The sequence below is a fragment of the Thiomonas sp. TH-17 genome (assembly GCF_057473305.1).
This window is the reverse complement of the sequence record NZ_JBYCKI010000187.1, coordinates 1-9,588: the sequence shown is the minus strand read 5'-3', so window position 1 is coordinate 9,588 and position 9,588 is coordinate 1. Positions and strand designations below refer to the sequence as shown.

At 64.6% G+C, this 9,588-nt stretch carries 11 protein-coding genes; 3 read left to right on the top strand and 8 right to left on the bottom strand.

Going from position 1 to position 9,588, the window contains the following annotated elements; genetic code table 11:
* The 3 genes from eno to AC2VLV_RS11320 all read left to right on the top strand — a co-directional run.
* Positions 1-924, top strand: a 924-nt coding sequence (gene eno / locus AC2VLV_RS11330; protein ID WP_486990082.1) for a phosphopyruvate hydratase, incomplete at its 5' end; no start/stop codon positions are given.
* Between the two features lie 8 nt (positions 925-932).
* On the top strand, positions 933-2,549 hold the full coding sequence (locus AC2VLV_RS11325; RefSeq protein WP_486990081.1) for a MutS-related protein: 1,617 nt from the start codon (positions 933-935) through the stop codon (positions 2,547-2,549).
* The gene (locus tag AC2VLV_RS11320; protein ID WP_486990080.1) at positions 2,546-4,060 is read left to right on the top strand and encodes a MutS-related protein; all 1,515 of its coding nucleotides are present in this window, start codon (positions 2,546-2,548) and stop codon (positions 4,058-4,060) included. The genes AC2VLV_RS11325 and AC2VLV_RS11320 overlap by 4 nt, the downstream gene beginning before the upstream one ends.
* A gap of 8 nt (positions 4,061-4,068) precedes the next feature.
* Here the strand turns inward: AC2VLV_RS11320 and AC2VLV_RS11315 are convergent, their stop codons facing one another.
* From AC2VLV_RS11315 to AC2VLV_RS11280, 8 genes are all read right to left on the bottom strand, one after another.
* The gene (locus AC2VLV_RS11315) at positions 4,069-4,491 is read right to left on the bottom strand and encodes a hypothetical protein (protein ID WP_486990079.1); all 423 of its coding nucleotides are present in this window, start codon (positions 4,489-4,491) and stop codon (positions 4,069-4,071) included.
* A gap of 15 nt (positions 4,492-4,506) precedes the next feature.
* Complete coding sequence (locus AC2VLV_RS11310; protein ID WP_486990078.1) at positions 4,507-4,899, bottom strand: translational machinery protein; 393 nt, start codon at positions 4,897-4,899, stop codon at positions 4,507-4,509.
* A 95-nt stretch (positions 4,900-4,994) separates the two neighbouring features.
* Complete coding sequence (locus AC2VLV_RS11305) at positions 4,995-5,321, bottom strand: DUF190 domain-containing protein (RefSeq protein ID WP_486990077.1); 327 nt, start codon at positions 5,319-5,321, stop codon at positions 4,995-4,997.
* Positions 5,318-5,701 carry a fluoride efflux transporter CrcB gene (gene crcB, locus AC2VLV_RS11300; protein ID WP_486990076.1) on the bottom strand — a complete coding sequence of 128 codons (384 nt, stop codon included), beginning with the start codon at positions 5,699-5,701 and terminating at the stop codon, positions 5,318-5,320. Before crcB ends, AC2VLV_RS11305 begins: the two co-directional genes overlap by 4 nt.
* Before the next feature lie 91 nt (positions 5,702-5,792).
* Positions 5,793-7,796, bottom strand: a complete 2,004-nt coding sequence (locus tag AC2VLV_RS11295; RefSeq protein WP_486990075.1) for a proton-conducting transporter transmembrane domain-containing protein — start codon at positions 7,794-7,796, stop codon at positions 5,793-5,795.
* Complete coding sequence (locus AC2VLV_RS11290) at positions 7,783-8,604, bottom strand: NADH-quinone oxidoreductase subunit B family protein (protein ID WP_486990074.1); 822 nt, start codon at positions 8,602-8,604, stop codon at positions 7,783-7,785. Before AC2VLV_RS11290 ends, AC2VLV_RS11295 begins: the two co-directional genes overlap by 14 nt.
* 13 nt (positions 8,605-8,617) lie before the next feature.
* Entirely contained in the window at positions 8,618-8,758 is a 141-nt protein-coding gene (locus AC2VLV_RS11285) for a hypothetical protein (RefSeq protein ID WP_486990073.1), read from the bottom strand.
* Between the two features lie 20 nt (positions 8,759-8,778).
* The coding region (locus AC2VLV_RS11280) for a hydrogenase large subunit (protein ID WP_486990072.1) at positions 8,779-9,588 on the bottom strand (810 nt) is incomplete at its 5' end.

Genomic DNA, 9,588 nt, shown 5'->3' with positions numbered 1-9,588 from the left:
GCCCGCGCCGCCGCGCTGGTGCGCGGTGAGCCGCTGCATCGCAGCTTGTGCGAGAAGCCGTCGAACCTGCTGCCCATGCCCATGTTCAACGTGCTCAATGGCGGCCTGCACGCACCGGGCAGCAGTCTGGATTTTCAGGAGTTCATGCTCGTGCCGATGGGCGCGCCGAGTTTCAGTGAGGCTGTGCGCTATGCCGCCGAGACCTATCACGCCATCAAGGAGTTGCTGATCGCGCAGGGACATTCCACCGCGGTGGGTGACGAGGGCGGCTTCGCCCCCAAGCTGATGGGCGGCAATCAGGCGGCCTGCGAGCTGATGGTGCGCGGCATGGAGCGCGCGGGCTATCGGCCGGGAGAAGATCTCGCCATTGCGCTCGACCCGGCCTCGACCTCGTTCTATAAAAATGGCCGCTACCACCTGAGCCGCAGCGGCAATCAGGTGCTCGACAGCCAGGAGATGGTCGAGCTGTATCAGGGTTGGCTCAACGTCTTTCCCATCGTCTCGATTGAAGACGGTCATGCCGAGGACGACTGGGCCGGCTTTGCTGCGATGACGCGCCAACTCGGCGGTCAGATTCAGATCGTCGGCGACGACAACTTCGTCACCAATACCCGCATCATCCAGCGCGGCATCGACGAAGGCACGGCCAATGCCTCGCTCATCAAGCTCAACCAGATCGGCACGGTGAGCGAAACCATCGCCGCGGTGCGCCTGTGCCAGAAAGTGGGCTGGGGCTCGGTGATGTCGCACCGCAGCGGCGAGACCGAAGACGCCTTCCTCTCCGACTTTGCCGTGGCAGTGGGCGCGGGGCAGATGAAGTCGGGCGCAACGGCGCGCAGCGAGCGGCTGGTCAAGTACAACCGACTGATGGAGATCGAGGCCGAACTGGGTGATCGGGCCGAGTTCGTCAACCCCTACCGTTGAGGCCTGGCATGACGGGCGCGTCGGCGTTTCACAGCATCGTCCATCCCTCGCCGGAGCAGGAGGCTGCGCAGTTTCGCCCCGATCTGCGCGATGTGTTCCACGACCTGTTCTTAGAGGCGATTTTCATGGGGGCTTACGGCAGCTTTGCCCCGCGCGAAAAGCCGTCGCTCTATGTGGTCAATCAGGCGGATGACGAAGCGCCGTATCGTGCCGAGGTGCTGGCTTTGCTGCAGGCGCTGTTCGGCACGCCCTTGCATGACCTGAGCGTGGTGCAGTACCGCCAGGCCGCGCTGCGCGACCTGAAACAGGCGCCGCTGCACAAGGGCATGCGGGCGTTTCAGCGCGGCATGCAAGAGTTGCGCACCTCGCTGCGTCGCGCAGAAAAGGCGGATTACGCCGCCGAAGGACAGCGCTGGTTTGTGGACGCCGCGTTGATTTACGGCCATGCGCTCGAAGCGCTGCATCAGACGCTGGCCGCCGCGGAGCTGCAGTCGATGGCGCTGCAATCCTTGCGTGATCATGTCGCCGACTTGCTGGCCTCGCCCGCGCACACCGAGCGCATGAAGGAAGCGCAGGCTTTGATCGAAGCGCTGGCGCAGGTGCGCTACGCCTTTCGCGTGGACGGCACCGCAGTCACCGTGCTGCAAGACCCGCAGGAGCCGGACTACAGCGCCACCATCGCCGATGCCTTCGCGCGCTTTCGCCAAGGCGAGGTGAAAGACTACCGTGTGCAGTTCAACCCGGCTTCCCGCTTGAACCATGTGGAAGGGCAGATCCTCGACCGTGTCGCCCTGCTGCACCCGCAGGTGTTCGAGCGGCTGGCGCAGTTTCGCAGCGCACAGGAAGGGTTTGCCGAGGCCCGCATCGTGCGGCTGGACCGCGAGCTGGCCTGGTATCTGTCCTGGATCGATTACACCCAGCGCCTCGAGCGCGCCGGACTGCCGCTGTGTTTTCCCACCCTCAAGCTCGAACAGGGCCATATCGACGCTCGCGAGGCCTACGACATGGCGCTGGCCTGGCAATGTCTCGATGCGCAAAAACCGGTGGTGTGCAACGACATGGCGCTGCAGGGTGACGAACGCATGATGGTGGTCACGGGCCCCAACCACGGCGGCAAGACCACGCTGGCGCGCACCTTCGGCCAGTTGCACCACATCGCCTCGCTGGGTTTGACCGTGGCCGCGCGCAGCGCCAGCCTGTTGCTGCCCGACCAGATGTTCACCCACTTCGAGCGGGTCGAAGACATCAGCAATCAGCGCGGCAAGCTGCAGGATGATCTGGTGCGCATGCACCGCATTCTGGCTGCGGCCACGCCGCACAGCCTGGTGCTGATGAACGAGATCTTCTCGTCCACCACGCTTGATGATGCGCTCTGGCTGGCGCGGCACATCATGGCGCGGCTCGCGGCCATTGGCGCGGCCTGCGTGTTCGTCACCTTTCTCGACGAGCTCTCGACTTTCGATGCGCATACCGTAAGCATGGTGGGCACGGTCGATGCGCAAGACCCGACCCTGCGCACCTTCAAAGTGGTGCGACGCGCCGCCGATGGCAAGTCTTACGCGCTGGCGCTGGCGCAGAAATTCGGCGTCACCCGGCAGCAACTGCTCGAGCGCATTCCCACATGAAAGCCCACCTGCTGTTTCCCGATCGCGACTTCGACCCCAAGGCCGATCCGCCGCCGCAATGGCCCGAGCTGGCGCAAGACCTGGAGGTCGATACCCTGCTGCGCGCCATGGCCGAGGGTGACGCTTTTTTGCTCGACGTGGCGGCGCGCACCCTCATGGCCGCCAGCGGCGCAGGCGATGCCCGTGTCATCGCCTACCGGCAGGCGGCATTGCGCGATGCGCTCGACCACCCCGAACAGATGAGGGCGCTCTACGCGCTGGTGGTTGAAGCCATCGACAGTCGCAAGAAGCATCTGTTCGGTCTGGGGCTGTTTGGGCGTTATCCAAGTTTCAATCTGCGCGGCGCGGTCGAACTGCTGCAGACCTTCGTGCAGTACCTGCGCCGCCTGCGTCAGCAGGCCGACAGGCTGAGCGGCAGCTTCCGCTCCGAGGCCTTTGACACGCTGTTCGAAAGTCTGAAGCGCGACATCAGCGATGACTATTTCGACACCGTGCAGGAGCATCTGGAGACGCTGCGATTTCGGCATGGCGTGTTGCTCAGCTCGGGCCTTGGCCCGGGCAATGCGGGCAGCGGCTATGTGCTGCATGCGGGCAACGGCAGCCGTGCCGGCTGGCTGGCGCGGCTGCTGCACCAAGCCCCGCCGCAATACACCTTCCGCCTCGCCGAGCGCGACGAGGCGGGCGCGCAGGCGCTGTCTGAACTGGTGGATCGCGGCATCAACGACGTGGCCAACGCCATGGCACAGGCCACCGATCATGTGCTGAGCTTCTTTGAGCTGCTGCGCGCCGAACTGGGCTTTTACGTCGCCTGCCTCAATCTGCAACAGCGGCTGGCGGCGCTGGACGTGCCGGTGTGCATGCCCACGTTCAATCCGGCCGGCGCCTTGCATTTGCGCGCGCAGTCGCTGCGCGATCCCACCCTGGCACTCACCCTGCAGCGCGCCCCGGTGGGCAATACCCTCGATGCAAACGGCAAGAATCTCGTCGCCGTGACCGGAGCGAACCAGGGCGGCAAGTCCACCTTTCTGCGCTCCGTCGGACTGGCTCAGCTCATGCTGCATGCCGGCCTGTTCGTGGCGGCCGAGTCGTATGACGGCGAGCTGGCCAGCGGTCTGTTCAGCCACTACAAGCGCGAAGAAGACGCTGGCATGCAGGGCGGCAAGCTCGACGAAGAGCTCGACCGAATGAGCGTGATCGCCGAGCAGATTCGCCCCGGCGCCCTATGGCTGTCGAACGAGTCGTTTGCCTCGACCAACGAGCGCGAAGGCTCGGAGCTGTTGCTGCAGGTAGTCGATGCGCTGCGCCAGCGCGGCATCAAGGTGGCGCTGGTCACGCACCTGTTCGATGCCGCAAGACGCCTGCAAGCGCAGGATGCCGATCAGGTGCTGATGCTGCGCGCGCAGCGCCGCGACGACGGCAGCCGCAGCTTCCGGCTTGAGGCGGGCGACGCGCTGCAGACCAGCTTCGGCGCCGATCTCTACGCCGAAGTCTTCGGGTCGGATGAGTCCTGATCGTCCTGTCAATCGGCCTTGTCTGCTTCGCAATGGGTTTGAAGCAGGTACTGGGCGCGGGTACGCACCGCGTGAGCCGGGTGCTGCGCGGCCAGCCGCTGCAACGCAGCTCTGAGCAGCGGGTCGCCCGCGGGCATCTCGCTCAGACTATGGAGGATTTCTAACCCCTCGATCACATCGCCGTCATGCTCCAGCGCGCAGTCGGCCAGTGCGCCGATGGTGTGAGGATCGGCCTGTTTGCCCAGCGCGATGATGGCGCCCATGCGCGTTTCGCTCAGGGGATGGTGCAGAGCGTGGATCAGACGGTCGGGGTAGGGCGTGTGCCGCGCGTAATCGTCGAGGTGGGTGCCACAGTCGGGGCAGACCTTGGCATCGAGCGGAATTTCGGCAAAGCACCAGGTGCAATACTGAAAGGAGCTGCGCTCGCCCATGAGGTGCTCCAGCGGTCAGAAGGTGATGCGCCGGTCGGTCACGTCGAAATAATGCCGCGCATGCGCCACCAGTTGATTATTCGAAGGATGATCGACCGTTTCCACCGCGATCACCCGCTCGAACACTTCCGGGTCGTGGCTGTGCAGGTGTTTGATGAGCCACAGCTTGGCCTGCCCCGGTCCGGTAATCAGAATTTCATGCGCGTCGCACAGAGACTCCGCTACGGAGTGGTAGAAATGTTCATCTTCCTGCGCTTTGCCCGAGCCGATGGTGTTGGCCTTGTGGTGCAGATGTTGATGCGGGTGCGGCGAGTGCACGATGGATTCGCGCACATGTTCCGGATCGACGAAGAACACATGCGCCTCGTTGTGGTCGATCCAGACGGCGGCGTGTTTCGAAGGATTCATGGCATTCGCGGCCCAGGCCGCGCCTCTGACATAAAAAGAAAGCGGGAAAAAAGCGGTCCGACCCAGGGCCGAACCGCAAGGCTGAAATCATTGACTCAGTTGCAGCCGCACTGCGCCGACCAATAGACGATGTGGCCCGGCGGCACCATTTCCTGAATGCGCGGCAATACCGACTCGACCACCTCCGGCTCGTCGAAAAACTCCAGCACCAGCGGCAGATGCACGTTCAGCCGCAGCAGGTCGTCGGCATGCACTTCGCCCTTGCTGCCGAACCCGGCCACGCCTCGAAACACGGTGACGCCGTGCACTTTGTGCTGTTCGTGCAGCAGTTTGAAGATCGAGCGCATCAGATCGTGATGATCGGTGTCCTTGTCGCCCTCTTTGATATAGACGCGAACCATGGTGACGGATTTGGCGCTCATGCTGAGACTCCCATATTGCGTGACAGAAAGGCGCCGAAAATGGCCGCTGCGATAGACAGTACGACCGAGGCGCCGATGTACAGCCCGGCCTTCACCATCTCGCCGTTCTCGATCAGAGAAAGCGATTCCAGCGAAAAGGTCGAGAAGGTGGTGTAGGCCCCCAGGCCGCCGGTGAGAATGCCGGTGCGCAGTTCGGGGCTGAGGTTGATGCGCTCCAGGGTTTCGAAAAACAGAAAGCCCATGAGAAAAGAGCCGAGGATGTTGATCGACAGCGTGGCAAACGGAAACGAACGTCCCAGCACGCCTTGAACGACCAGGGTCTGGCCGTAGCGGGCAAAGGCGCCGATGATGGCGAAGAGGGCGATAAAAACGTAAGTCATTCAAAACATCCGAAAGGTTGAAAACTGCAGGTTGGAGACGAAAGAACTGCCACGCCGCGAGGCGCAGCCCAAGAAAGCGGGGGAAATCGGCTCAGCCTGGCGTCCACACCAAAACCAAGCCGAAAATCACCAGCAACAACACGCCGATATAGGCCAGATAGGCGTTCATCAGCCCGTTCTGCAGGAACCGCAATTTGCGCGCCAGCCATTGCACCGCCTGCACCGCAGGGTTGAACAGCAGCGGGCCGAACAGCGGCGCCTGCGAATAATCGAACTGCAATTCTTTCAGGAAATAGGCCTTGCCCTCGAACTGCCGCGCCACCGCGTTTTGTGGACGGTAGATGAAGTTGTAGAACACCCGCAGCGCGTTGGAGAACGACAGCGCCGTGGTCGCCCCGGCGTGCGCGGCGTAGTCTTCCCCGCCGCACCACAGCGGCGCACGGCGCACGGCAAACCGGCGCCGGCCCCATACCAGGGCCAGCGGAATGAGGGCGAGCAAGGGCACGACGATCACCAGCATGGCCGGGGAGATGAAGGCGAACCCGGCCGACAGCGGCACCAGCAGCCAGTCGTGCGTCATCTGCTGCGGGGCTTGTGCGGCGGGCCAGGCTGAGGCGGCCATCTGCGGTAGCCAGAACACCAGACTCACCGCGAAAGCAGGCACGGCCAGCCCGGTGATGAGCACGGCTCCCCGTTGCAGTGATGTGAGCGTGGTCTGGTGTTTGCGGTGCTGCGCGGCGTGTTCTTCGTTCTGCCCGAGCAGGCCGACGCCGAACAGCTTGACCATGGTTGCTAGCGCGATGGCCGCAGTCAGCGCCATGCCGGCGCCGGCCAGCGCCAGGGCGATGCGCGAGCCATCGGTTTTGAGGGTGAAGTCGTGGAACAGGCTCTGGAACAGATACCACTCGCTCACAAACCCCGCGGTGGGCGGCATGGCCGCCAGACTCATCGCGCCGAACACCGCGCCCAGGCCGAGGGTGAGCGGCGCATGACGCAGGATGGCGCTTTGCCGCAGGTGATGGTTACCCTGCAGCGCGGCGGCGGCATCGGCGCTGAGAAACAGCGTGCCCTTGGCCAGACTGTGGCCCATGAGGTGCAGCATGCCCACCGTCCAGGCCAGGGCTGAGAGTGCGTCTTGCCCCCCCGCGCGGAAGATGAGAGCAGCCCCCAGCGCGGTGACGGCAACCCCGGCGTTTTCGGCCGAAGAGAAGGCGAGCAAGCGCCGCCAGTCGCTCTGCTGGAAGGCATAGAGAATCGCCAGAATGGCGGTGAACGTGCCTGCGGCCAGCACCACCACGCCGAAAGCAGCCAGCCAGGGCGGATTGCCCATCCACTGCAGCAGCGCACGGCCGAGGGCGAAGTAGGCCGCGTTCATCACCACCCCCGACATCAGCGCGCCGCTTGAGCCACTGCCGCTGCCGTAGGCGCCGGGGTACCACTCGTAAAACGGTAGCAGGCCGAGTTTGGCGCCGAAGCCCGCCAGCCACAGCAGGCCGAGGAAGAAGGCCGAAGCCACGCCCCACTGCGTCCATTGAAGTGCGTAAGTGCCGAACGCCAGGCTTTGGCCCAGCATGAGCACGGCGAGCAGCAGCGCCACGCCGCCGACTTCGAGCAGCGCGAGCATGAACAGGTTGTCGCGCCCGGCCTGCACGCTGCGATGGTCGGCCAGCAGCATGAGCGCGCCGCCGAAGCCCATCACTTCCCAAGCGATGAGAAAACTCGCGCCGTCTTGCAAGCCATACACGCCGAGCGCGCCGAGCAGCGACAGCGCCGCACCGGCTGCCCAGCCGCGCGCGTGCCCCGTGCCGCCAAGCAGGCTGGCAAAGAAGGCGGGCAGCAGCGCGGGCAGCATCAGCCACAGTGCGGCGGCATCGGGCTGAAACACCACCGGGGAGTTGCCCAGCAGCAGCAAGGTCTGACTGGCGCCGCCGTCGGGCAAACCCCAGAGCGCGCCCAGCGCCGCCAGCACGCAGCCTGCCGCCAGCAGCAGACGGGGCAGGGAAGTGCCAATGAGCAGATCGGCCAGCAGCGCCAGCAACCAGGCCAGCGCGGCCAGGCCGAAAGCGGTCAACGAGACGGAATCAGGCAGATTCATAAACGCCTCCGTGCACCCGCTGCGGACTGCGCCGCAGCAGCAATAGCAGGGCTTCGATCAGCGCCGCCGGATTGGGTGGGCAGCCGGGCAGCCACACGTCCACCGGCAGAATGCCGTCCAGCCCCTCGTGGCAGGCATAGCCGCCGCCATTGGTGCCGCCCCCGGTGGCGCAGGTGCCAGCGGCCATGACCCAGCGCGGCTGCGGCATGGCCTCATAGGTGCGCAGCAGCGGCTCGCGCATGGCGGCAGTCACCGGGCCGGTGACCAGCAGCAGGTCGGCAAACCGCGGCGATGGCGTGAAAAAAATGCCCAGGCGGTGCAGGTTGTAGAAGGGGTTGAGCAGGGCCTGCAGCTCGCTTTCGCAGCCGTTGCACGAACCGGCGTCCACATGGCGGATGTGCAGACTTTTGCCGAAGCCTTTCATCGTTTGCGCGAGTTCGGCTTCTTTCGTGGCGTCGGGTTTTGTGGGGGCGGTTTGGCCTGGGGTGAGCAGATCGGCCTTGTTGCGCACGCCAAACGCCCAGTCATGGCTGACGCTGAACGCGCCCTCCGGGCAGACCTCGGTGCAGAGCTGGCAGCCGACGCAGCGGGCGTAGTCGAGCTGAACCGCGCCCGCTTCGCTGCGCGTGATGGCCGAGGCCGGGCAGGCCGCCACGCAATCGCTGCAGCCGCTTTGCTCGCTGGAACAGCGCGCGGCATCGAAGCGCGGCAGGCCGAGCACGCCCTCCTGCCCGTCGGGGCCGGGGCGCTCGGGCCAGGGAGTGGTGGCGCGGCCTTTTTGAAGGCCAAACCAGGTCCATACAGGCATGGCGGCTCTCCTTTCAGTGTCCTGAATTGGGGATTCGTTGAAAAACAAATCGGTCGATATTGGTGTCAGGCAAGGCGCAAACCGCAGCCATAGTTCTTGCTATGGCGAGGATTTGCAACGCCGCTTGGCGCCAATATTCGGGTGATTTGTTCATCGAATTCCCAAGTCAGGACACTATCGGTCAGCGCCCGCGATGGACAGGCCGAAGCTGGCTTCGTTGATGGCGTAATCCATCATGTTGCTGTCCTCTACGGTGAATGGAAACACCCGCCAGTTCGAGAACGACGGCTCTTTGATTTTCACCCGCTGCAGCCGGGTGCGGTCTTCGCTGAGGTGCACGGCGTAAAGCAGCCCGCCGCGCGTGGCCTCCACCCAGCCCAGGCCTTCGCCTTGCGGGTCGGCGTCTTCCATCACGTCGAAGCGCAGCACCTCGCCCGGCTTGGTGCGGCCGATGGTCTGGCGGATGAGGGCCAGCGATTCGCGGATTTCCTCCATGCGCACCAGCGCGCGCGCGTGGGCGTCGCCGCCTTGCTGCACGGGCACGTTGAAGCGCACCTTCTCGTAGTTGGCGTAGGGATGATCGCGGCGCAGATCGCGGTTCAGGTTGCTGGCGCGCTCGATCGGGCCGCAGGCACCCTGGTCGAAGGCCACCTGGCGCTCCAAGCGGCCCGTGGTCATCAGCCGGTCGAGATGGCTGCGGGTGTTTTCAAGACGCTGCAGATAGCGGTCGATCTCGTCGTTGACGCTATCGAGCGCCTTGTCCAGCCCGGAGAGATCGAGATCGCGGCGCAGGCCGCCGGGGGTGATGAGCCCGCGCAGAAAGCGGCTGCCGGTGAGTCTGCCGTTGATCTGCTTCACCCGCTCTTCGAGCAGATGCCCTTCGGCCTCGCCGACCTTGAGCGTGGTGGTCTTGGACAGATGACCGAGGTAATGCAGATGGTTGTACAGCCGCTCCAGCTCGGCCAGGACGACGCGCAGATAGCG

Excerpts from the sequence above, each read along its gene's own strand:
- AC2VLV_RS11305 (WP_486990077.1), bottom strand. The coding sequence starts at position 5,321 with ATGAGCGCCAAATCCGTCACCATGGTTCGCGTCTATATCAAAGAGGGC.
- crcB (WP_486990076.1), bottom strand. The coding sequence starts at position 5,701 with ATGACTTACGTTTTTATCGCCCTCTTCGCCATCATCGGCGCCTTTGCC.
- AC2VLV_RS11285 (WP_486990073.1), bottom strand. The coding sequence starts at position 8,758 with ATGAACAAATCACCCGAATATTGGCGCCAAGCGGCGTTGCAAATCCTC.
- AC2VLV_RS11320 (WP_486990080.1), top strand. The coding sequence starts at position 2,546 with ATGAAAGCCCACCTGCTGTTTCCCGATCGCGACTTCGACCCCAAGGCC.
- AC2VLV_RS11325 (WP_486990081.1), top strand. The coding sequence starts at position 933 with ATGACGGGCGCGTCGGCGTTTCACAGCATCGTCCATCCCTCGCCGGAG.
- AC2VLV_RS11310 (WP_486990078.1), bottom strand. The coding sequence starts at position 4,899 with ATGAATCCTTCGAAACACGCCGCCGTCTGGATCGACCACAACGAGGCG.
- AC2VLV_RS11290 (WP_486990074.1), bottom strand. The coding sequence starts at position 8,604 with ATGCCTGTATGGACCTGGTTTGGCCTTCAAAAAGGCCGCGCCACCACT.
- AC2VLV_RS11315 (WP_486990079.1), bottom strand. The coding sequence starts at position 4,491 with ATGGGCGAGCGCAGCTCCTTTCAGTATTGCACCTGGTGCTTTGCCGAA.
- AC2VLV_RS11295 (WP_486990075.1), bottom strand. The coding sequence starts at position 7,796 with ATGAATCTGCCTGATTCCGTCTCGTTGACCGCTTTCGGCCTGGCCGCG.